This is a genomic window from Pseudomonas sp. LH21 (assembly GCF_036549575.1).
In the GTDB taxonomy this organism is placed as follows: Bacteria; Pseudomonadota; Gammaproteobacteria; order Pseudomonadales; family Pseudomonadaceae; genus Aquipseudomonas; species Aquipseudomonas peradeniyensis.
In genome coordinates this window covers 5,846,328-5,867,187 of the sequence record NZ_CP144367.1, presented here as the reverse complement: position 1 = coordinate 5,867,187, position 20,860 = coordinate 5,846,328, and the positions used below count along the sequence as shown (strand labels likewise).

20 protein-coding genes are annotated in these 20,860 nt (G+C 64.5%); 13 read left to right on the top strand and 7 right to left on the bottom strand.

Annotated features, from left to right (window positions below; genetic code table 11):
- Positions 1-4: 4 nt before the first annotated feature.
- A complete protein-coding gene (coaBC, locus tag VUG52_RS26615) occupies positions 5-1,216 on the bottom strand; it encodes a bifunctional phosphopantothenoylcysteine decarboxylase/phosphopantothenate--cysteine ligase CoaBC (RefSeq protein WP_050707524.1) in 1,212 nt (403 codons plus the stop codon).
- A gap of 127 nt (positions 1,217-1,343) precedes the next feature.
- Between coaBC and radC the strand changes: the two genes are divergently transcribed.
- Entirely contained in the window at positions 1,344-2,024 is a 681-nt protein-coding gene (gene radC, locus VUG52_RS26610) for a RadC family protein (RefSeq protein WP_050707523.1), read from the top strand.
- Positions 2,025-2,137: 113 nt separating this feature from the next.
- On the opposite strand, the gene VUG52_RS26605 is transcribed toward radC, so the two are convergent.
- On the bottom strand, positions 2,138-3,727 hold the full coding sequence (locus VUG52_RS26605; protein WP_331832283.1) for an ABC transporter substrate-binding protein: 1,590 nt from the start codon (positions 3,725-3,727) through the stop codon (positions 2,138-2,140).
- A gap of 371 nt (positions 3,728-4,098) precedes the next feature.
- Between VUG52_RS26605 and rpmB the strand changes: the two genes are divergently transcribed.
- Together rpmB and rpmG are read left to right on the top strand one after the other, a co-directional pair.
- Positions 4,099-4,335, top strand: a complete 237-nt coding sequence (gene rpmB / locus VUG52_RS26600) for a 50S ribosomal protein L28 (protein WP_003258972.1) — start codon at positions 4,099-4,101, stop codon at positions 4,333-4,335.
- A gap of 10 nt (positions 4,336-4,345) precedes the next feature.
- Positions 4,346-4,501: a 50S ribosomal protein L33 gene (gene rpmG / locus VUG52_RS26595; RefSeq protein WP_003253507.1), complete on the top strand. Its 156-nt coding sequence runs from the start codon at positions 4,346-4,348 to the stop codon at positions 4,499-4,501.
- Between the two features lie 95 nt (positions 4,502-4,596).
- Here the strand turns inward: rpmG and VUG52_RS26590 are convergent, their stop codons facing one another.
- Positions 4,597-4,956: a cupin domain-containing protein gene (locus VUG52_RS26590; protein ID WP_050707521.1), complete on the bottom strand. Its 360-nt coding sequence runs from the start codon at positions 4,954-4,956 to the stop codon at positions 4,597-4,599.
- 196 nt (positions 4,957-5,152) lie between these two features.
- Here VUG52_RS26590 and VUG52_RS26585 point away from each other — a divergent pair, with 196 nt between their 5' ends.
- Together VUG52_RS26585 and VUG52_RS26580 are read left to right on the top strand one after the other, a co-directional pair.
- On the top strand, positions 5,153-6,646 hold the full coding sequence (locus tag VUG52_RS26585; protein ID WP_050707520.1) for an aldehyde dehydrogenase: 1,494 nt from the start codon (positions 5,153-5,155) through the stop codon (positions 6,644-6,646).
- Positions 6,647-6,748: 102 nt separating this feature from the next.
- A complete protein-coding gene (locus tag VUG52_RS26580) occupies positions 6,749-7,888 on the top strand; it encodes an MFS transporter (protein ID WP_186712304.1) in 1,140 nt (379 codons plus the stop codon).
- A gap of 70 nt (positions 7,889-7,958) precedes the next feature.
- On the opposite strand, the gene VUG52_RS26575 is transcribed toward VUG52_RS26580, so the two are convergent.
- Both VUG52_RS26575 and VUG52_RS26570 read right to left on the bottom strand, forming a co-directional pair.
- On the bottom strand, positions 7,959-9,509 hold the full coding sequence (locus tag VUG52_RS26575) for a phospholipase D family protein (protein WP_050707518.1): 1,551 nt from the start codon (positions 9,507-9,509) through the stop codon (positions 7,959-7,961).
- Between the two features lie 60 nt (positions 9,510-9,569).
- A complete protein-coding gene (locus tag VUG52_RS26570; protein WP_050707517.1) occupies positions 9,570-11,000 on the bottom strand; it encodes an aminotransferase-like domain-containing protein in 1,431 nt (476 codons plus the stop codon).
- A gap of 177 nt (positions 11,001-11,177) precedes the next feature.
- Between VUG52_RS26570 and VUG52_RS26565 the strand changes: the two genes are divergently transcribed.
- A complete protein-coding gene (locus VUG52_RS26565; protein ID WP_050707516.1) occupies positions 11,178-11,408 on the top strand; it encodes a DUF1127 domain-containing protein in 231 nt (76 codons plus the stop codon).
- Between the two features lie 159 nt (positions 11,409-11,567).
- On the opposite strand, the gene VUG52_RS26560 is transcribed toward VUG52_RS26565, so the two are convergent.
- A complete protein-coding gene (locus tag VUG52_RS26560) occupies positions 11,568-12,860 on the bottom strand; it encodes an NAD(P)/FAD-dependent oxidoreductase (protein ID WP_050707515.1) in 1,293 nt (430 codons plus the stop codon).
- 168 nt (positions 12,861-13,028) lie between these two features.
- Between VUG52_RS26560 and VUG52_RS26555 the strand changes: the two genes are divergently transcribed.
- On the top strand, positions 13,029-13,382 hold the full coding sequence (locus VUG52_RS26555; RefSeq protein ID WP_050707514.1) for a YkgJ family cysteine cluster protein: 354 nt from the start codon (positions 13,029-13,031) through the stop codon (positions 13,380-13,382).
- Between the two features lie 4 nt (positions 13,383-13,386).
- Here VUG52_RS26555 and dadR read toward each other — a convergent pair whose 3' ends face one another.
- Complete coding sequence (dadR, locus tag VUG52_RS26550) at positions 13,387-13,875, bottom strand: transcriptional regulator DadR (protein ID WP_003258963.1); 489 nt, start codon at positions 13,873-13,875, stop codon at positions 13,387-13,389.
- Between the two features lie 156 nt (positions 13,876-14,031).
- On the opposite strand from dadR, the gene dadA reads away from it, so the two are divergent.
- The 6 genes from dadA (at position 14,032) to VUG52_RS26520 (ending at position 20,834) form a co-directional block, all read left to right on the top strand.
- Positions 14,032-15,333, top strand: coding sequence for a D-amino acid dehydrogenase (gene dadA, locus VUG52_RS26545; RefSeq protein ID WP_050707513.1), 1,302 nt, complete (start codon positions 14,032-14,034; stop codon positions 15,331-15,333).
- A gap of 195 nt (positions 15,334-15,528) precedes the next feature.
- On the top strand, positions 15,529-16,602 hold the full coding sequence (alr, locus tag VUG52_RS26540) for an alanine racemase (RefSeq protein ID WP_331832278.1): 1,074 nt from the start codon (positions 15,529-15,531) through the stop codon (positions 16,600-16,602).
- A gap of 108 nt (positions 16,603-16,710) precedes the next feature.
- The gene (locus VUG52_RS26535) at positions 16,711-17,259 is read left to right on the top strand and encodes a cupin domain-containing protein (RefSeq protein ID WP_023629132.1); all 549 of its coding nucleotides are present in this window, start codon (positions 16,711-16,713) and stop codon (positions 17,257-17,259) included.
- 154 nt (positions 17,260-17,413) lie between these two features.
- Complete coding sequence (locus tag VUG52_RS26530) at positions 17,414-17,818, top strand: c-type cytochrome (RefSeq protein ID WP_036985953.1); 405 nt, start codon at positions 17,414-17,416, stop codon at positions 17,816-17,818.
- Positions 17,819-17,970: 152 nt separating this feature from the next.
- The gene (locus tag VUG52_RS26525; RefSeq protein ID WP_331832277.1) at positions 17,971-18,882 is read left to right on the top strand and encodes an RHS repeat-associated core domain-containing protein; all 912 of its coding nucleotides are present in this window, start codon (positions 17,971-17,973) and stop codon (positions 18,880-18,882) included.
- 26 nt (positions 18,883-18,908) lie between these two features.
- The gene (locus tag VUG52_RS26520) at positions 18,909-20,834 is read left to right on the top strand and encodes an acetyl-CoA hydrolase/transferase C-terminal domain-containing protein (protein WP_442964599.1); all 1,926 of its coding nucleotides are present in this window, start codon (positions 18,909-18,911) and stop codon (positions 20,832-20,834) included.
- Positions 20,835-20,860: the final 26 nt, after the last annotated feature.

The window sequence follows — 20,860 nt, the reverse complement described above, 5'->3', positions numbered from 1 at the left end:
TAACTTATTGAACCTGGTTGAGCCGTTCGGCGATGAAGGCAACCAGCTGGCGGGCGATCTTGCCCTTGCTGGTCTGCGCGAAGAGGGTCTGGTGCTGCTGGCGGTCGATCACGGTCAGGGCGTTCTCCTCGCTGTTGAAGCCGATGCTGGGGTTGGCCACATCATTGGCGACGATCAGGTCGAGGTTCTTGTCCTTGAGCTTGCGCGTGGCGTAGTCGAGCAGGTGCTCGGTCTCGGCGGCGAAGCCCACGCTGAACGGGCGATCAGGCCGGCCGGCAATGGTCGCAAGGATATCGGGATTGCGCACCATCTGCAGCAGCATGCCGTCGCCTGTGGTGGGATCCTTCTTGAGCTTCTGTGGGGCGACGACTTCCGGGCGGTAGTCCGCGACCGCGGCCGAGGCGATGAACAGGTCGCAGGGCATGGCCGCCTCGCAGGCCGCGAGCATGTCCCGCGCGCTGACCACGTCGATGCGGCTGACCCGGTCGGGCGTCTGCAGGTGCACGGGGCCGGTGACGAGGGTCACCCGGGCCCCGGCTTCGGCGGCGGCCTCGGCCAGGGCGAAGCCCATCTTCCCTGAACTATGGTTGGTGATGTAGCGCACCGGGTCGATGTTTTCTTGGGTCGGCCCGGCGGTAATCAGTACGTGCTTGCCGGTCAGGGCCTGGCGCTTGAAGCTCTCGGCGGCGCACCAGGCCAGGTCCGTGGCCTCGAGCATGCGGCCCAGGCCGACGTCGCCACAGGCCTGGCTGCCGGAGGCCGGGCCGAACACCTGGATGCCGCGACTTTTGAGCAGCTCGAGGTTGGCCTGGGTGGCCGGGTCGCGCCACATGGCCTGGTTCATCGCCGGGGCGACGGCCACGGTGGCGTCGGTGGCCAGCACCAGGGTGGTCAGCAGGTCGTCGGCCATGCCCTGGGCCATGCGCGCCATCAGGTCGGCGGTGGCCGGGGCGATCAGCACCAGGTCGGCCCATTTGGCCAGCTCGATATGGCCCATGGCTGCTTCGGCGGCGGGGTCGAGCAGGTCCATGTGCACCGGGTGGCCGGACAGCGCCTGCAGCGTGAGCGGGGTGATGAACTCGGCGCCACCACGGGTCATGACCACGCGCACCTGCGCGCCGTGTTCCAGGAGTCGGCGAATCAGCTCGGCGCTCTTGTAGGCGGCGATGCCGCCACCCACGCCGAGAACGATGCGCTTGCGATACAACCGCTGCATAGGCCTTGCCTTATTCCAGTGAAAGCGGGCGGCGACGATAGCTGCCTGCGGCAGATCGTCGCATTTTCGAAGCGAACTAGATTAACACAGCGCCCAAAAGGGCCGTAGTGGCAGGCGAGGAGGGGAAATGAACATCAGGGAGTGGCCGGCTGAGGAGCGGCCGAGAGAAAAGCTGTTGCAACGGGGCGCGTCGGTCCTTTCGGACGCGGAGTTGCTGGCCGTGCTGCTGGGCTCGGGGGTTGCCGGGCGCAATGTGCTCGATCTCGCCCGTGGCCTGTTGGCGAAGTTCGGCGGGCTTCGGCAGTTCCTCGAGGCGGACCGCGCCAAGGTGCTGCGCGAGCCAGGCCTGGGGCCGGTGCGGTATGCGCAGTTGCAGGCGTTGTTGGAGATCGGCAGGCGCTATCTGGACGAACACATCGAGCGTGCGTCGGTCCTGGAGAGTCCGGCCTCGGTGCGGCGCTATCTCAAGTCAATGCTGCGGCACGAGTCCAGCGAGGTGTTTGGCTGCCTATTTCTGGACACCAAGCACCGACCGTTGGCGTTCGAGATTCTGTTCCGCGGCACCATCGACCGCGCGAGCATCTATCCCCGCGAGGTCGTGCGCCGGTCCTTGCTGCACAACGCGGCGGCGCTGATCCTCTGTCATAACCATCCGTCGGGCAATTGCGAGCCGAGCCAGGATGACGTGCATCTGACGTTGATGCTCAAGCGCTCGCTGGCGCTAATCGATGTGCGGGTGATGGACCATGTCATCGTCGGCGATGGCGAGCCGTTGTCGATGCTCGAGCATGGGTGGTTGGCAGGTTAGTCGTGGGCAAGCTGCACCGGCCCTTTCGCGGGTAAACCCGCTCCCACAGGATTTGCGCGTTACCTGTGGGAGCGGGTTTACCCGCGAAGGGGTCGGTTCAGGTTGCGCATACGTCAACGGCTGACGGCGATCTTGCTGAAATCCTGCCGCCCGAACGGACTCACCTGATAACCCTCGACCCCTTTGTGCAGCAGCGCCGCCGCCGTCGGATGCGCCAGTGGCAGCCACAGCGCCTGCTGCTGGATCAGCGTCTGCGCCTGCTGGTACAGGCGGCTGCGCACGCTCTGGTCGTTGGTGGTGCGCCCGGCATTGATCAACTGGTCCAGGCGGCTGTCGCAGAAGCGCGCGAAGTTGGTCCCGGACTTGACCGCCGCGCAGGCAAATTGCGGGCTGAGGAAGTTGTCCGGATCGCCGTTGTCGCCGGCCCAGCCCATGAACAGCAGGTCGTGCTCGCCGGCCTTGGCGCGGCGGATCAGCTCGCCCCATTCGATGGTGCGGATCTCGGCCTTGATGCCGACCTTGGCCAGGTCCGCCTGGAGCATCTGCGCGCCGAGGCTGGGGTTGGGGTTGAGCAGGCTGCCCGCCGGTCGGGTCCAGATCGTGGTTTCGAAGCCCTTGGCCAGGCCGGCCTTGGCCAGCAGCGCCTTTGCCTTCTTCTGGTCCAGGGCATAGCCGGGCAGGTCCTTGGCGTAGCTCCAGGTGTTCGGCGGATAGGGGCCGTTGGCGGCGGTGGCGGTGTCTTCGAACACCGCCTTCAGGTAGGCGGCCTTGTCGAAGGCCAGGTTGATCGCCTGGCGTACCTCGGGTTTGTCCAGTGGCGGGTGCTGGCTGTTGATGGCGACGAAGGCGGTCATGAACGCCGGTGTGGTCACCACTTTCAGGTTGCCGTCCTTGCCGGCCTCGGCGATGTCCAGTGGCTTGGGCGACAGGGCCACCTGGCACTCGCCGCGCTTGAGCTTCTGCAGGCGCACGTTGGCGTCCGGGGTGATGGCGTAGATCAGCGGGTCGACGGACGGCTTGCCGGCGAAGTACTCGGGGTTGGCGCGCAAGCGCACCACGGCGTCTTTCTGGAAGCGCTGGAAGACGAACGGCCCGGTCCCCACCGGCTGGCTGTTGAGCTTGTCCGGGGTGCCGGCCTTGAGCAGCTTGTCGGCGTACTCGGCGGAGTAGATCGAGGCGAAGCCCATGCTCAGGGTGGCCAGGAAGGTGGCGTCGGCGTGGGTCAGGGTGAAGCGCACGGTGTGCGGGTCGGGTGCGTCGATCGCCTTGATCAGGCTGCCCAGCTGCAGCGACTGGGCGTGCGGGTAGCCGCCCGGGGCGGTCTTGTGCCAGGCGTGGGCCGGGTAGAGCATGCGCTGGAAGCTGAACAGCACGTCGTCGGCGTCCAGCTCGCGGCTCGGCTTGAAGTACGCCGTGGTGTGGAACTGCACGCCCTGGCGCAGCTTGAAGTCGTAGATCAGGCCATCGGCCGACACCGTCCAGCTTTCGGCCAGGCTCGGCACCACCTTGCCGAGGCCGGCGTCGAACTCGACCAGGCGGTTCATCAGCACATCGGCCGACGCATTGGTGGTGGTCAGCGAGTTGTACTGCACCACGTCGAAGCCCTCCGGGCTGGCTTCGGTGCACACCGACAGCGGTGCGGCCTGGGCCAGGCCGGCGGCGCACAGGGTGGTGAACAGGAGGGATAGGGCGGCGGCACGCATGGTGACTCCTTGGCTGGTCGGTGGCCCATCTGCCGGTGCAGTCTGGAAAATTCAGGAAATGTCCTACCCTAGTGCGGACATGGGCAAATGACCACACCCTTTCGCATTAATTCGGCGACGGGCGGTCGACAGCTTCCCGCCCCAGTCGTTATGCTGCCCGGGCGCGCTCGGCCCGACCGGAATACTCATCTTCTGTTGTTGTGGCAGAGTCTTTCTGGTATAAAGCAGCGCTCTTTTCTAGGGGCTCGGCCTGTCGCGTCAGCGGATACGGTCGATAAGACCTCCAGAATCACGGCGCCTGGCGCCAAAGACTGAGAGATTAAGCGGCCAACCCATGCCGGGTTGGGCATGTGGTTTTAGAGGGCTGAGTCATGTCGAGAGTCTGTCAAGTTACTGGTAAGGGTCCAGTAACCGGGAACAACATTTCCCACGCAAACAACAAAACCCGTCGTCGTTTCCTGCCGAACCTGCAGCACCACCGTTTCTGGGTTGAGTCCGAGAAGCGTTTCGTGCGTCTGCGCGTATCCGCCAAAGGCATGCGCGTCATTGACAAGCGTGGTATCGACGTAGTGCTGGCCGAGCTGCGCGCTCGCGGCGAAAAGTTCTAAGGAGAACGTCATGCGTGAATTGATCCGTCTGGTTTCGAGTGCCGGCACCGGCCACTTCTACACCACCGACAAGAACAAGCGCACCACTCCGGACAAGATCGAGATCAAGAAATACGATCCGGTCGTCCGCAAGCACGTGGTGTACAAGGAAGCCAAGATCAAGTAATTGATCGGCGACCTGAAAAAACCCGCTACCGCAAGGTGGCGGGTTTTTTTATGCCTGCGAATCAGCAGTCGCGGGGCTAGCCCGCTCCCACAAGGTTACTTTTGCTCGAACAGCACATAGATCTTGCGGCAGGGCTCCAGCACTTCCCAGGTGCCCTTGAAGCCGGCCGGAATGACGAACCGATCACCGGCACGCAGGGTCTTGGCGTTGCCTTCCTGGTCGCGCAGCACCGACACGCCCTGGACGATCTCGCAGTACTCGTGTTCGGTATAGCTCACCGTCCACTGGCCCACCTCGCCCTCCCAGACGCCGGCGGCGAACTGGCCGCAAGGGCTGGAATAGTGGTTGTAGACAGCCTGGTCAGGCTCGCCCTTGAGGATTTTCTCCGCCGCCGGGCGGTAGCGTTCGGCCTCGGTGAGAACCTGGGCAAAGTCGACGATACTGGCGATGCTCATGGTGATTACCCTGTTGTTGTTTAATAAAATGCACATCAGTAGGCGTTTAGGCCATTCGTGTCAAATATATTGATAGTTTGTCCGCCCTGGTTTAGGGTGTCGGATGCCGGTGTGCGTTCGTCGCCCGGCCAGAATTTCTGACAGCGCCCGTGAGTCCTCAGTGCGGCGTTGCACCTTAACAAGAGAGGAGTTTCCTATGACCACCCTGACTCGTGCGGACTGGGAACAGCGTGCCCAGCAACTGAAGATCGAAGGCCGCGCCTTCATCAACGGCGAATACACCGATGCCGCATCCGGTGAAACCTTCGACTGCCTGAGCCCGGTGGACGGACGCTTCCTGGCCAAGGTCGCCAGCTGCGACCTGGCCGACGCCAACCGCGCCGTCGACAACGCCCGCGCCGTGTTCGAATCCGGCGTCTGGTCGCGCCTGGCCCCGGCCAAGCGCAAGGCCAAGCTGATCCGCTTCGCCGACCTGCTGCGCAAGCACGTCGAGGAACTGGCCCTGCTCGAAACCCTCGACATGGGCAAGCCGATCGGTGACTCCTCCTCCATCGACATTCCGGGTGCAGCCCAGGCCATCCACTGGACTGCCGAAGCCATCGACAAAGTCTACGACGAAGTCGCCCCGACCCCGCACGATCAGTTGGGCCTGGTGACCCGCGAGCCAGTAGGCGTGGTCGGTGCCATCGTACCGTGGAACTTCCCGCTGCTGATGGCCTGCTGGAAGCTGGGCCCGGCCCTGGCCACTGGTAACTCCATCGTCCTGAAACCGTCGGAAAAGTCGCCGCTGACCGCCATCCGCATCGCCCAGCTGGCCATCGAGGCCGGTATCCCGGCGGGCGTGCTGAACGTGCTGCCAGGCTACGGCCACACCGTGGGCAAGGCCCTGGCCCTGCACATGGATGTCGATACCCTGGTGTTCACCGGCTCCACCAAGATCGCCAAGCAGTTGATGGTCTACGCGGGCGAGTCGAACATGAAGCGCGTCTGGCTGGAAGCCGGCGGCAAGAGCCCGAACATCGTCTTCGCCGACGCCCCTGACCTGCAGGCCGCCGCCGAGGCCGCCGCCAGCGCCATCGCCTTCAACCAGGGCGAGGTCTGCACCGCGGGTTCGCGCCTGCTGGTCGAGCGCTCGATCAAGGACAAGTTCCTGCCCATGGTGGTCGAGGCCCTCAAGGCCTGGAAGCCAGGCAACCCGCTGGATCCGGCGACCACCGTCGGCGCGCTGGTCGACACCCAGCAGATGAACACCGTGCTGTCGTACATCGACGCCGGTCACCAGGACGGCGCCAAGCTGCTGGCCGGTGGCAAGCGCATCCTCGAAGAGACCGGTGGCACCTATGTCGAGCCGACCATCTTCGACGGCGTGACCAACGCCATGAAGATCGCCAAGGAAGAGATCTTCGGCCCGGTGCTGTCGGTGATCACCTTCGACACCGCCGAGGAAGCCATCGCCATCGCCAACGACACGCCGTATGGCCTGGCCGCCGGCATCTGGACCGCGGACATCTCCAAGGCCCACAAGACTGCCCGTGCCGTGCGCGCCGGCAGCGTCTGGGTCAACCAGTACGACGGCGGCGACATGACCGCGCCGTTTGGTGGCTTCAAGCAGTCGGGCAACGGCCGTGACAAGTCGCTGCACGCCCTGGAGAAGTACACCGAGCTGAAGGCGACCTGGATCAAGCTGTAATCAGGTAGCGCCTTTTCGCGGGGCAAGCCCGCTCCCACGTCAGTCGTGGGAGCGGGCTTGCCCCGCGATGCTTTTTGCCAGATTTATTACCCGGAGGCCACTATGCGTTGGGGAACCTACTTTGCCGTGCTGGCGTCGGTGCTCAGTGTCGGGCTTGCCCTCGGCGTGAGCATGCCGCTGGTGTCCTTGCGCCTGGAGGGCTGGGGCTACGGCGGGTTCGCCATCGGCGTGATGGCGGCGATGCCGGCGCTGGGCGTGCTGGTGGGGGCCGCGGTAGCCAGTCGTCTGGCCGGTTGGGTCGGCGTGCCTGCGGCCATGCGCCTGTGCTTGTGGGGCGGCGCGGTATCCATTGCCCTGGTGGCGCTGCTGCCCAGCTACCCCTTGTGGCTGCTGCTGCGCCTGATGATCGGCATGTCGCTGACCGTGGTGTTCATCCTCGGCGAAAGCTGGATCAACCAACTGGTGGTCGAGCAGTGGCGCGGGCGGCTGGTGGCGCTGTATGGCAGCAGCTATGCCCTGAGCCAGCTGGCCGGGCCGCTGGTGCTGGGTTTCCTCGGCTCGGACGACGACTTCGGTTTCTGGGCCGCGACCGGCCTGCTGCTGGTTGCGCCTTTGATTTTGCTGGGTCGGGGAGGGGCGCCGACCACCGAGGCGTGCAGCGTGACCTTCAGTGACCTGTTCGGCTTCTGCCGACGATTGCCGGTGATCGCCTGGGCCATCGCGCTGTTCGCGGCGTTCGAGGCGATGATCCTGACGTTGCTGCCGGTGTACTGCCTGCAGCAAGGGTTCACCACGGAGGTGGCGTTGTTCATGGTCAGCACCGTGGTGGTGGGTGACGCGGTTCTGCAATTGCCGATTGGCGCCCTGGCCGACCGCATGTCGCGGCGCACGTTGTTCAGTGGCTGCGCGCTGACCTTGCTGGTTTCCAGCCTGGCGATCCCCTTGCTGTTGCACACACCGGTGATCTGGCCGCTGTGGGTGCTGTTCGGTGCCAGTGCGGGTGGCTTGTTCACCCTGTCGCTGGTGCTGATTGGCGAACGCTACCGGGATGATGAGCTGGTGCGGGCCAATGCCCATGTGGCGCAGCTGTGGGGCATCGGTTGCCTGCTTGGGCCGTTGCTGGCCGGGGCGGGGAGCCAGTGGATCAGCGGGCATGCGCTGCCGTTGCTGATGGCGGTGGGGGCGGCGGGGTTGGTGCTGCTGACCCGGCGGCGGGATGCCTTCGAGCCGGCGTCGGCCTGATCGATGGTAGTCGCGGGGGCAAGCCCGCTCCCACGACCGGCGTGGGAGCGGGCTTGCCCCGCGATGCGTTCTACAACATCTTCTCCAGCCCGACCGCCTTGCTGATCCAGGCATTGAAGCGTCGCCATATCCCTCCGGGCTCGGTCACCAGCACATGCCGCTGGCCGTTGTCCTCGGTCGCCCAGACCAGTTTCCCGTCCACCAGCTTCACCTCGTAGCTCAGCGCCGGAGCCATGCCCTGCACGGCCAGGTCGCGGGTGTATTCGGCCAGCTCCGGGCTGTCCACCAGCACCCCGACCTCGGTGTTCCACAGTACCGAGCGCGGGTCGAAGTTGAACGAACCGATGAAGGTCTTGCGCCGGTCGAACACCATGGCCTTGCTGTGCAGGCTCGAATCGGAGCTGCCATGCAAGCCCAGGCGTGGCCGAGGGGCGCCGGGCTGGCGGCGCAGCTCGTAGAGTTGCACGCCATGCTCGAGCAGGGCGCGGCGGTAGGGCGCGTAGCCACCGTGCACGGCAGGTACGTCGGTGGCTTCAAGGGCGTTGGTCAGCAGTTTCACCGAGGTGCCGGCGTCGGCGCGGCTGGTCAGGTACAGCAGCCCCGGTTCGCCCGGGACAAAGTAGGCCGAGACCAGGATCAGTTCCTTGTGCACACCGTTCAGTTCCGGAGCCAACTGTCGGCTCATCAGCAATCGTGGATCCGGCTCGTCGTCCGCCAGCACCTTGCTTGGGGCATCCCACAAGGCTTGGCTGTGGGCCCAGATCAGCTCGTTGCGCCATACGTCCAGGCGCGGCTGCGACTGGTAGGCCATCAGGCGGTCGTACAGCGCCTTGCGCTCGACCCGCGCCTCGGCCAGCGACACCTCCAGGCGCTGGCGGCTGGCGAACAGGTCGTCGGCATCGGGCTGGCGCCAGAGGAAGTCGCTGATGGGGCGGCTCAGGGCGCTGTTCCAGTACTGGTCGAAACTGTGGCCGAGCTGCTCGGCCACCGGGCCCACGCCGAGCAGGTCGATGTCGGTGAAGTTGAGATTGGGCTCGGCGTCGAAGTACTCGTCGCCCAGGTTGCGACCGCCGACGATAGCCATGCTGTTGTCCACCAGGAACAGCTTGTTGTGCATGCGCCGGTGCTGGCGCGACAGGTTGAACAGCCGCCCCACGGCGCGGGTGACGCCGGTGCTGCGCCCCAGGTGCAGCGGGTTGAACACACGGATGTGGATGTTCGGGTGGGCGGCGAGGGTGCCCATCAGGCTGTCCAGGCCATCGCTGGTGGTGTCGTCGAGCAGGATGCGCACGCGTACGCCGCGGTCGGCAGCGCGCAGCAGTTCGTGGACCAGGGCGCGGGTACTGAGGCCGTCATGGACGATGTAGTACTGCAGGTCGATGCTTGTCCGGGCGTTGCGGATCAGCTCGGCGCGGGCGCGGAACGCCTCGTTGCTGTTGGGCAGCAGGCGGAAGCCTGAGCGTCCTTCATAGGGCGCGGCCTGGCGCTGCACTGAGCGGCCGAACGCCGAGTCGCCGGCCGGCAGGGCCTGGCTGACTTCACGGGGCGTGCCGACGCTGGCACAACCCGTCAGGCCGAGCAGCAGTATCAACAGCAGAGGCAAGGCTCGCTGGAGTCTCAAGGGTGGATCGTCCTGTGCAGCAAGGGCTTATGGGGTTGGACAACGGCAGGCGGCGCAACGTTACCCGTCGCCGTGCTCGGCCTCCAGTAGACGAAGGGCGGTTTCACCGACCTTGCGCACGGCGGCTTCGATCTGCGCCGTGGGCCGGGCGGCGAAGTTCATGCGCAGGCAGTTGCGGTACTTGCCCGAGGCCGAGAAGATGCTGCCCACGGCAATCTGCACGCCCTGCTCCAGTAAAGCGCGGTTCAGGCGCAGCGTATCGAAACTTTCCGGCAATTCAACCCACAGCATAAAGCCACCCTGCGGGCGGCTGGCGCGGGTGCCCGGCGGGAAGTGGCGGGTCACCCAGTCGCACATCTGGTCGCGGCCGCGCTGGTACTGGCTGCGCATGCGCCGCAGGTGCGGCTGGTAGTGGCCTTCGGCGATGAAGTCGGCAATCGCCAGCTGCGGTTGGCAGGCGGTGCTGCCGGTGCTGATGTACTTCATGTGCAGCACCCGCTCCAGGTAGCGCCCAGGGGCTACCCAGCCGACCCGCAGGCCCGGGGCCAGGGTCTTGGAGAACGAACTGCAGAGCAGCACGCGGCCATCGTCGTCGAACGACTTGATGGTGCGCGGGCGTGGGTAGGTGTACGCCAGATCGCCATACACATCGTCCTCGAGGATCGCCACGTCGTAGCGCTGGGCGAGGGTCAGCAGGGCCTTCTTGCGTGCCTCGGGCATGATGTAGCCCATCGGGTTGTTGCAGCTTGGGGTGATCTGGATGAGCTTGATCGGCCACTGTTCAAGGGCCAGCTCCAGGGCCTCCAGGCTGATGCCGGTGATCGGGTCGGTGGGGATCTCCAGGGCTTTCATGCCCAGGCCCTTCAGTGTCTGCATGGCGCCGTGGAAGCTGGGCGAATCGACCGCGACGATGTCGCCGGGCTGGCACACCGCGCGAATGCTGCACGACAGCGCTTCGTGGCAGCCAGTGGTCACCACCAGGTCGGCCGGGCCCAGGCGGCAGCCGGAGTCGAGCATCAGCCTGGCGATCTGCTCGCGCAGCTGGGCGTTGCCGTGGATGTTGTCGTAATACAGGCCAGGCATGTCCATGCGTCGGCTGATCTGCGCCAGGCTGCGCAACAGTGGCTTGAGCGTGGGGCTGTCGACGTCGGGCATGCCGCGACCGAGCTGGATCACATCCGGGCGCGGGGTGGCGCGGACCAGTTCCAGCACCTGTTCCCACTGGGAGATATCCACAGGCCGCTGGGCGGGGCGACTGATGTCGGGCAGGGCCGGGAGCTGGCGATCCTCGGCGACGAAATAGCCGGACTTGGGCCGAGGCGATACCAGGCCGTTGTCCTCCAGCAGGCGGTAGGCCTGCTGGACGGTGCTCAGGCTCACGCCGTGCTCGACGCTCAGGGCGCGCACCGAGGGCAGGCGCTGGCCGGGGCGGTAGAGGCCTTGCTCGATACGCGAGCCGAGCAGTTCGGCGAGGTTGAGGTAGAGCGTCACGGCATACTCCTACGCGTTTGCGGGTCGATGACCGATACAGATTGTTGGAAAATACTTCATTCAACTGACTTTTTGCCAATTCTGTATGGGAATAATAAGCCTCCGTTGAGCCTGTATTGTCGAGGGCACGAGGGTGCATGCTTTCTCCACGGTATCAACTGATGGGAGAACGCAGTGATGGGTGGCTTGAGCGATGTGCGCTTGCAACTGTTGCCTGATGAGCTCGAGGCTGGGCAGCGGCCCAAGGTCTTCAATGCGCCGGCCGGCCTGAGTCGTTGGGGCCTGATGCTGCATCGCTGGCGGACCCGAAAGGCGCTGTTGCAACTGGATGATCGGCAGTTGCGCGATATCGGACTGACCTGGGAACAGGCGCGACAGGAAGGGCGCAAACCCTTCTGGAAGGATTGAGCCGATCTCCTGTAGGTGCGGCCTTGCCGAGGCGTCGGACCGGCCGGAAAGGGCTGCACAGCAGCCCCGGCAATCTTCAGTCTGATTCGAGACCCTGGGGCCGCGCTGCGGCCCTTTCGCGGCACAAGGCCGCTCCTACAGGGGTGTGCTGAATTCGACTCAAACCAGTTCCTTGAGCCGATACCAGAGCATCCCCAGTGCCAGCAGCGGCGAGCGCAGCAGCTTGCCGCCGGGGAAGGTGGTGTGTGGCACCTTGGCGAACAGATCGAAACGACCAGCCTGCTGGCCGCTGATGGCCTCGCCGAGCAGGCGCCCGGCCAGGTGGGTGGCGTTGAGTCCATGACCGGAATAGGCCTGGGCATAGTAGACGTTGGGCTGGCAGGCCAGACGGCCGATCTGCGGCAGGCGGTTGGCGCCGATGCCGATCATGCCGCCCCACTGGTAGTCGATGCGCACATCGGCCAGTTGCGGGAACACCTTGAGCATCTTCGGCCGCATGTAGGCGGCGATGTCCTGCGGGTCGCGCCCGGAGTAGTGGCAGGCGCCGCCGAACAGCAGACGCTGGTCAGCAGACAGGCGGTAGTAGTCCAGCGCCACGCGCTGGTCGCACACCGCCATGTTCTGCGGCAGCAGCTGGCGGGCGCGTTCTTCGCCCAGGGGCTCGGTGGCGATGATGTAGCTGCCAGCGGGCAGCACCTTTCCGCCCAGCTCGCGGTTGAGGTCGTTGTGGTAGGCGTTGCAGCACAGCACCAGGGTCTTGGCGCGCACCCGGCCCTGGGCGGTGTGTACCTTCACCTCGGGGCCATACTCGATGCGGGTCACTTCAGACTGCTCGTACAGGCCGACGCCCAGGCGGCTGGCCACGGCGGCTTCGCCGAGTGCCAGGTTGAGCGGGTGCAGGTGGCCCGAACCCATGTCGACCAGGCCACCGACATAGCGCTCGGAACCCACCACCGAGTGCATGTCGCCGGGCTGCACCAGGCGCAGTTCGTGACGATAACCCAGGCTGCGCAGTTCCTCGGCGTCCTCGGCGAAGCCTTCCAGTTCGGCGGGTTTGTTGGCCAGGTCGCAGTAGCCCCAGGTCAGGTCGCAGTCGATGCCATGGCGCTCGACGCGGTCGCGGACGATTTCCACGGCTTCCAGGCCCATCAGCTTCAGGCTGCGCACGCCTTCTTCACCGATCACCGGGAGAAACTGCTCGAGGCCGTGGCCGACGCCACGGATAAGCTGGCCACCGTTGCGGCCGCTGGCGCCCCAGCCAAGCTTGCGGGCTTCCAGGAGGATCACCGAGAAACCGCGCTCGGCCAGTTCGATGGCGGTGTTCAGGCCCGAGTAGCCGCCGCCGACAATGCATACGTCAGCGCTGTGCTCGCCTTGCAGGAACGGATGGTCTGGGTGTGGCGCGCTGCTGGCGGCGTAGTAGGAGGCGGCGTGCTGCGCGCTGTGGACCATGGGGCGATTCCTGGGTTGAGACGAAAGGGGGAGGATAGGCAACTGCCCAATCGCGGGGCAAGTCGCATCGGCGCACCGCCGCTCCCACGCCAGTACGTAAGCGTGGGAGCGGGCTTGCCCCGCGATTGGGCTTATAATTCAACCTCATTCATCGCACTGTCCTTGGTCATGTCCTGCAACCGCCACAAGATCCACTTCCTGCGCGAACTCATTCCCTCGTTCGAGTGCGAGCCCGGCTGTCACGATTGCTGCGGCCCGGTCACCACGTCCGCCGAGGAGATGGCCCGCCTGCCGCGCAAGACCCAGGCCGAGCAGGACGCCGCCCTGGAGCGCCTGGACTGCGTGCACCTTGGGCCGAACGGCTGCACGGTCTATGCAGAGCGCCCGATGATCTGCCGCCTGTTCGGCACCACCCCGCGCCTGGCCTGCCCCCGTGGTCGAGGGCCGGCGCAACCCATCGAGCCCGCGGCCGAGCAACTGGTCCACCAGTTCATCGCCACGACCCGTCAGGTGCTGGTCTGAAGCCTCAGTCCGGGATCGGCAGGCACAGGCTCTCTTTTACCTCTTCCATCACGATATAGCTCTTCGACTCGCGTACGTGGGGCAGCTTGAGCAGGATGTCGCCGAGCAGCTTGCGGTACGAGGCCATCTCCGAGATCCGCGCCTTCACCAGGTAGTCGAAGTCGCCCGACACCAGGTGGCATTCCAGCACATGGGGCAGCTTGAGCACGGCGCGGCGGAACTCCTCGAAGGTGTCGCCGGACTTGTAGTCCAGGCTGATCTCGACGAACACCAGCAGGCTGCCCTTCAGGTGCTGCGGATTGAGCCGGGCGTTGTAGCCCATGATGATCCCCTCGCGCTCCAGGCGCCGCACGCGCTCGGTGCAAGGGGTGGTGGACAGCCCGACCTTCTCGCCCAGTTCGGTGAAGGAAATACGCCCGTCATTCTGCAGGATCCGCAGGATGTTGCGGTCGATCTTGTCCAGTTCACGTTTGCTCTGGTGCTGGGTTCTCATAGGGGATGCCCCTCCGTGAAAGGCGATTTTGCCGAGAATTCTCGCCAAATATAGCTGCTTATATAGTGAATAGCACTGGTCGGAGATTCATATACTGCGCGCATCCATGCCATTTCAACAAAAGACTGCGGCGAGCCGCGTGCGAGGGATACAACAATGCGAGTTCTGGTACTTGGTAGCGGTGTGATCGGTACCGCCAGTGCCTACTATCTGGCCCGGCAAGGTTTCGAGGTCACGGTGGTCGATCGCCAGCCGGCGGTGGCCATGGAAACCAGCTTCGCCAACGCAGGCCAGATCTCGCCCGGCTATGCCTCGCCCTGGGCCGCCCCGGGCGTGCCGCTCAAGGCCATCAAGTGGCTGCTGGAGCGCCACGCGCCCCTGGCCATCAAGCTGACCGGCGACGTCGACCAGTACCTGTGGATGGCGCAGATGCTGCGCAACTGCACCGCCAGCCGCTACGCGGTGAACAAGGAGCGCATGGTGCGCCTGTCCGAGTACAGCCGCGACTGCCTCGACGAGCTGCGCGCCGAAACCGGCATTGCCTACGAAAACCGCAGCCTGGGCACCACCCAGCTGTTCCGCACCCAGGCCCAGGTCGACGCCGCGGCCAAGGACATCGCCGTGCTGGAACAGTCCGGCGTGCCCTACGAGCTGCTCGACCGCGACGGCATCGCCCGCGTCGAGCCGGCCCTGGCCGGGGTGAAGGATATCCTCGCCGGTGCCCTGCGCCTGCCCAACGACCAGACCGGCGACTGCCAGCTGTTCACCACCAAGCTCGCCGACATGGCCATCAAGCTGGGCGTCGAGTTCCGCTTCGGCCAGGACATCCAGCGCCTGGACGTCGCCGGCGACCGCATCAACGGCGTGTGGATCGACGGCAAGCTGGAAACCGCCGACCGCTACGTGCTGGCCCTGGGCAGCTACTCGCCGCAACTGCTCAAGCCTTTGGGCATCAAGGCCCCGGTCTACCCGCTCAAGGGCTACTCGCTGACCGTGCCGATCACCAATGGCGACATGGCGCCGACCTCGACCATCCTCGACGAGACCTACAAGGTCGCCATCACCCGTTTCGACGACCGCATCCGTGTCGGCGGCATGGCCGAGATCGCCGGTTTTGACCTGTCGCTGAACCCGCGTCGACGCGAAACGCTGGAGATGATCGTCAACGACCTTTATCCTCGCGGCGGCGACCTGAGCCAGGCGAGCTTCTGGACCGGCCTGCGCCCGGCCACCCCGGATGGCACCCCGATCGTCGGTGCGACCAAGTTCCGTAACCTGTTCCTCAACACCGGTCACGGCACCCTGGGCTGGACCATGGCCTGCGGTTCCGGTCGCCTGCTGGCGGACCTGATCGCGCGCAAGAAGCCGCAGATCAGTGCCGAAGGCCTGGACATCTCGCGTTATGGCAACAGCCGCGAGATCGCCAAGCATGGCCAGCCGGCGCCTGCGCACCAGTAAGCGGGCGTCTGCGCCGGCCCTTTCGCGGGTAAACCCGCTCCCACAGGTTTTGTGCAGTCCCCTGTGGGAGCGGGTTTACCCGCGAAAAAGCCCACACCGATTCACCTGTTCCCTCACCCCGGCGCGGTGGGTACCTACCCCCATCTGCCGCGCCGGGGCTTTATCGATAACCAGAACTGCCAGAAGGCTGCCGCCATGCGTCCCGCCCGTGCCCTGATCGACCTCCAAGCCCTCCGTCACAACTACCGCCTGGCCCGTGAGCTGACCGGCGCCAAGGCCCTGGCCGTGGTCAAGGCCGACGCCTATGGTCATGGCGCGGTGCGTTGCGCCCTGGCGCTCGAGACCGAGGCCGACGGTTTTGCCGTGGCCTGCATCGAGGAAGCCCTGGAGCTGCGCGCGGCGGGCATCAAGGCACCGGTGCTGCTGCTCGAAGGCTTCTTCGAGGCCAGCGAGCTGGCGCTGATCGCCGAGCACGACCTGTGGTGCGTGGTGCATTCGCTGTGGCAGCTGGAAGCGCTCGAGCAGACCTCGGTGCGCAAGCCGCTGACCATCTGGCTGAAGATGGACACCGGCATGCACCGCGTCGGCGTGCACCCCAAGGATTACCACGACGCCTACCAACGCCTGCTGGCCAGTGGCAAGGTGTCGCGCATCGTGCTGATGAGCCACTTCGCCCGCGCCGACGAACTCGATGCCGCCGCCACCGAGCAGCAGGTCGCCGTGTTCGAGGCCGCGCGCCAGGGCCTGGCCGCCGAGTGCAGCCTGCGCAACTCCCCGGCGGTGCTGGGCTGGCCGAGCATCAAGAGCGACTGGGTGCGCCCGGGCATCATGCTCTATGGCGCCACGCCGTTCGAGGTGGCGCAGGCCGAAGCGGCCCGCCTGCAGCCGGTGATGACCCTGCAATCGCGGATCATCAGCGTGCGCGAGCTGCCGGCCGGCGAGCCGGTGGGCTACGGCGCCAAGTTCGTCAGCCCGCGCCCGACCCGCGTGGGCGTGGTTGCCATGGGCTATGCCGACGGCTACCCACGCCAGGCGCCCACCGGCACCCCGGTGGTGGTGGCCGGCAAGCGCACCCAGCTGATCGGCCGAGTGTCGATGGACATGCTCTGCGTCGACCTCACCGAAGTGCCCGAGGCCACTGTCGGCAGCCCGGTGGAGCTGTGGGGCAAGCAAGTCCTGGCCAGCGACGTGGCGATGCAGGCCGGGACCATTCCGTACCAGATCTTCTGCAATCTCAAGCGCGTGCCACTGGACTATATCGGCGAATAAGGCGCTGAAGCGGACAGGCTGCGGGGCTGTGTGTTGTAAATACTGAACGGCATTGCCATCATATCGTTCACACTACCCCCATCTCGACCGATTCAGGAGGCTCCAGCTTTGGACGTCGGCGAACGACTGCAAGCCATCCGCAAGCTCAAGGGCCTGTCCCAGCGTGAACTCGCCAAGCGCGCGGGGGTGACCAACAGCACCATCTCGATGATCGAGAAGAACAGCGTGAGCCCGTCGATCAGCTCCCTGCGCAAGGTGCTCAGCGGCATCCCCATGTCCATGGTCGAGTTCTTCTCGGTGGAGTTGGCGCCTGAGAGCCCGACCCAGATCGTCTACAAGGCCCACGAGCTGATCGACATCTCCGACGGCGCGGTGACCATGAAGCTGGTCGGCAAGTCGCACCCCAACCGGGCCATCGCCTTCCTCACCGAGGTCTATCCGCCGGGCGCCGACACTGGCGCGGAAATGCTCACCCACGACGGTGAAGAGACCGGCATCCTGCTCGAAGGGCGCCTGGAGCTGGTGGTCGGCACCGAGATCTTCATTCTCGAAGCCGGTGACAGCTACTACTTCGAAAGCACCCGTCCACACCGCTTTCGCAACCCGTTCGAGGAACCGGCGCGCTTGATCAGTGCGGCGACCCCGTCGAACTTTTGATCCAGCGCAGTGCATTGATTCGCCAATACCCTTTCCCTGAGTGTGGTCGTTTCACGCCTTCCGGGTTCCCGCTATACTTTTCAACGCTCGCAATTCCGTGGCCGCGGGCGTGATTAGCCACCATGAGGGTGTTCGCGTGAACCAAATCAAGAAGATGCTGGCCGTACCAGCAGCCGTATTCGCCCTTTGGGCAATGAGCGCAACCGCTGCAACCAACGACGACATCGCCAAGCGCCTCGAGCCGGTCGGCCAGGTGTGCGTCCAGGGCCAGGAATGCAAGGGCATGGAAGTGGCCGCCACTGCCGGCGGCGGCGGTGCCAAGACACCGGACGAGATCATCGCCAAGCACTGCAACGCCTGCCATGGCACCGGCTTGCTGAACGCGCCGAAAATCGGCGACACCGCGGCGTGGAAAGAACGCGCCGATCACCAGGGCGGCCTCGATGGCATCCTGGCCAAGGCCATCACCGGCATCAACGCCATGCCGCCGAAGGGCACCTGCGCCGATTGCTCGGATGAAGACCTGAAGGGTGCGATCAAGAAGATGTCCGGGCTGTAAGCCATAGATGCAATACACGAGGCCCGCCTATTTTGGTGGGCTTTGTTTTTTGCAACTCCGGTTTTATAGGCCGGTACCTGATATTTTTACCAGTACTCTGTTTCAGGCATGGTCATGATAATGATGCACCCAACCGTGGCAGAGGGTGCGCCATGCTGAGCGACAAGAGAACGAGTGCTTTGTTGGTGGTGGCTCAACAGCGATCGACTCTGACTAAAGTCAACCTCGACGGTTCGCTGCAGCGCTTTGCCTATTCACCTTATGGCTACCATTTCGAGCTGAAGATTACCCTCGGTTTTAATGGGGAGCGATTAGAGCCGATAACCGGAAATTATCTTTTGGGTAATGGCTATCGTGCATTTAATCCACTGCTGATGCGCTTCTGTAGCCCAGACTCCCTAAGCCCATTTGCACGGGGTGGTTTGAATGCATATGCATACTGCCTGGGGGATCCAGTAAACTATAGCGACCCAAGTGGTCACTCCAAAGAACGTTACTTTTCTGGTGCCTTCAGACGATTTTTCCAGAAAGCACCAGATGTGCTGGGTGCTTCGCTTGCAAGCCAGAGTTCATTGTCACTTAAGTTGATTTCGTTACATGGCAGCGATAAAGCAAATGAGCACTCATTGAGAAATGGGGTGTCGTTGGAGTTTTCAGAACGGCAAGCTAATGGCCCTGGATTCTATACTACACCAGACTTTGAAAAGGCCTTGCACTACGCTAGAAACTCCAGTGATGGAGGCTATGTCTACGGGGTGTTTACGGAGCAACCTGAAATCCTTGTACCTGGAGTGCATTATACGCAGTACCCTTCAGGTGTATTGGTATTCCTCGAGCCTGCATTGGACCTTCTTGTCGTGCAGAAAGAAATTGTAGGGCCCATGCATTTCAACGCTAAGTATGTAGAGTTTGGAAAATATTCAGGTCTCAAGTTTTCAAAAAATCTGAGCCATCCATTGAGTACCTACAACGGCCCCTGGGAGGCGTGGTATATAATTGAGCATTCGACCGGGATGAGGTCGAACCACGCAACCAGCCCGCATGGACCACTGTCCAACCCCTGAACCTACGGACGACTCAGGAGGCCGAGATGTACCTCTGCTCCATTGACCAGGCTGTCGAGCAGACCCTGTCACGCCTTCCTGCCCATATCCATATGGGCCTTCCTTTGGGCCTGGGCAAGCCCAATGCTTTCGTCAATGCCCTGTATGCCCGGGTGAGCGAGCTGCCTGAGCGTCGGTTGACCATCTACACCGCCCTGTCGTTAGGCCGTCCATCTCTGGGCGATGGCTTGCAACGGCGCTTTATCGAACCCTTCATCGAGCGTGTGTTCGCCGACTACGAAGAGCTCACCTACCTGGCCGACCTGCGTGCCGACCGACTCCCGCCAAACATCCGCGTCGAGCAGTTTTTCATGCAGCCCGGCAGCCTGCTGCACAGCGACGCGGCGCAGCAGGACTACGTCAGCAGCAACTACAGCCACGCCGCCCGCGACATCAACGCCAAAGGCCTGAACCTGGTTGCGCAACTGGTGGCGGCCACGCCTGAACGGCCCGACCACCTGAGCCTGGCCTGCAATCCCGACATCACCCTCGACCTGCTGCCGATGATCGCCCGGCGCCGCGCCGCCGGTGAGACCATCCTGGTGCTCGGCCAGATCCACGACGAACTGCCCTACATGCCCGGAGACGCGGAGCTGGGTCTGGAGCAGTTCGACCTACTGATCGACCAGCCCGAACAACGTCGGCTGTTCTCCACGCCGAACATGCCGGTGAACACCCAAGACCATTGCATCGGCCTGCATGCCAGCGCCCTGGTGCGCGACGGCGGCACCCTGCAGATCGGCATCGGTGCCATGGGCGATGCGATAACGGCGGCACTGCTGGCGCGCCAGGGCGACAACGAGGGCTATCGTGCGCTGCTCGATGAGCTGGACATCGGCCCATGGCAGGCGCTGATCGAGCGGGAAGGGGGGCTGGATACCTTCGGCCAGGGGCTGTACGGCTGCAGCGAGATGTTCGTCAATGGCCTGCTGGCGCTGGCCGACGCCGGGGTCGTGCGCCGCCCTGCCGACGAGCAGGGGGTGCTGATCCATGGCGGGTTCTTCCTCGGGCCACGGGCGTTCTACCAGCGCCTGCGCGAGATGCCGTTGGAACAGCGCGCCCGGTTCGCCATGAGCGCCATCAGCTTCATCAACGAACTCTATGGCCAGGAGGCGCGCAAGCGTCGCCAGCGTCGGGATGCACGCTTCGTCAACACGGTGTTCGGCATGACCCTGCTGGGCGCGGGGGTTGCCGACCAGCTCGAGGATGGCCGGGTACTCAGCGGCGTGGGCGGGCAATACAACTTCGTCGCCCAGGGGCATGCGCTGGAGGGCGGTCGCTCGATCCTGTTGCTGCGCAGCTGGCGCGAGGCCGGGGGCGAGGTCACCTCGAACCTTTACTGGACCTACGGCCATTGCACCATCCCCCGGCACCTGCGGGACATCGTGATCACCGAGTACGGCATCGCCGACCTGCGTGGGCAGACCGACAGCGAGGTGATCGCACGGTTGCTGGCGATCAGTGACTCACGTTTTCAGCCCGAGCTTATGGAGCAGGCCAAGGCGGCGGGCAAGCTGGCCAAGGACTTCCAGCTGGATGCGCGGTTCATGGACAATACGCCTGAGCGGCTCGAGACAATCCGGGCACGGCATGCACGGCTGTTCCCTGAGTATCCGCTGGGGACTGATTTCACGGCAGAGGAGCGGGATCTGTTGCGGGCGCTGAACTGGTTGAAGAGCAAGTTCAAGCTGAGCGAGGTCTTGGAGCTGGGCAAGGCGGCGTTGGATGCGCCAGGGCCCGAGGGGTATGCGGCACAGTTGGCGCGGATGAAGCTGGATGACCCGCAGGGTTTGAAGGAGGAGTTGTATCAGCGGTTGCTGCTGGCGGGGTTACAGGCGACTGGCCCCTGTAGGAGCGGCCTTGTGCCGCGAAAGGGCCGCAAAGCGGCCCGGCGATCTATGCATGAACGCTGAAATCCTGGGGCCGCTACGCGCCCCTT

Bases quoted from the DNA above. Each gene is read 5' to 3' on its own strand.
- dadR (WP_003258963.1), bottom strand. From the start codon at position 13,875: ATGAGAACCCAGCACCAGAGCAAACGTGAACTGGACAAGATCGACCGC.
- rpmG (WP_003253507.1), top strand. From the start codon at position 4,346: ATGCGTGAATTGATCCGTCTGGTTTCGAGTGCCGGCACCGGCCACTTC.
- dadA (WP_050707513.1), top strand. From the start codon at position 14,032: ATGCGAGTTCTGGTACTTGGTAGCGGTGTGATCGGTACCGCCAGTGCC.
- VUG52_RS26585 (WP_050707520.1), top strand. From the start codon at position 5,153: ATGACCACCCTGACTCGTGCGGACTGGGAACAGCGTGCCCAGCAACTG.
- VUG52_RS26605 (WP_331832283.1), bottom strand. From the start codon at position 3,727: ATGCGTGCCGCCGCCCTATCCCTCCTGTTCACCACCCTGTGCGCCGCC.
- VUG52_RS26560 (WP_050707515.1), bottom strand. From the start codon at position 12,860: ATGGTCCACAGCGCGCAGCACGCCGCCTCCTACTACGCCGCCAGCAGC.
- alr (WP_331832278.1), top strand. From the start codon at position 15,529: ATGCGTCCCGCCCGTGCCCTGATCGACCTCCAAGCCCTCCGTCACAAC.
- VUG52_RS26565 (WP_050707516.1), top strand. From the start codon at position 11,178: ATGGGTGGCTTGAGCGATGTGCGCTTGCAACTGTTGCCTGATGAGCTC.
- VUG52_RS26555 (WP_050707514.1), top strand. From the start codon at position 13,029: ATGTCCTGCAACCGCCACAAGATCCACTTCCTGCGCGAACTCATTCCC.
- VUG52_RS26590 (WP_050707521.1), bottom strand. From the start codon at position 4,956: ATGAGCATCGCCAGTATCGTCGACTTTGCCCAGGTTCTCACCGAGGCC.
- VUG52_RS26520 (WP_442964599.1), top strand. From the start codon at position 18,909: ATGTACCTCTGCTCCATTGACCAGGCTGTCGAGCAGACCCTGTCACGC.
- rpmB (WP_003258972.1), top strand. From the start codon at position 4,099: ATGTCGAGAGTCTGTCAAGTTACTGGTAAGGGTCCAGTAACCGGGAAC.
- coaBC (WP_050707524.1), bottom strand. From the start codon at position 1,216: ATGCAGCGGTTGTATCGCAAGCGCATCGTTCTCGGCGTGGGTGGCGGC.
- radC (WP_050707523.1), top strand. From the start codon at position 1,344: ATGAACATCAGGGAGTGGCCGGCTGAGGAGCGGCCGAGAGAAAAGCTG.
- VUG52_RS26580 (WP_186712304.1), top strand. From the start codon at position 6,749: ATGCGTTGGGGAACCTACTTTGCCGTGCTGGCGTCGGTGCTCAGTGTC.
- VUG52_RS26530 (WP_036985953.1), top strand. From the start codon at position 17,414: ATGCTGGCCGTACCAGCAGCCGTATTCGCCCTTTGGGCAATGAGCGCA.
- VUG52_RS26525 (WP_331832277.1), top strand. From the start codon at position 17,971: ATGCTGAGCGACAAGAGAACGAGTGCTTTGTTGGTGGTGGCTCAACAG.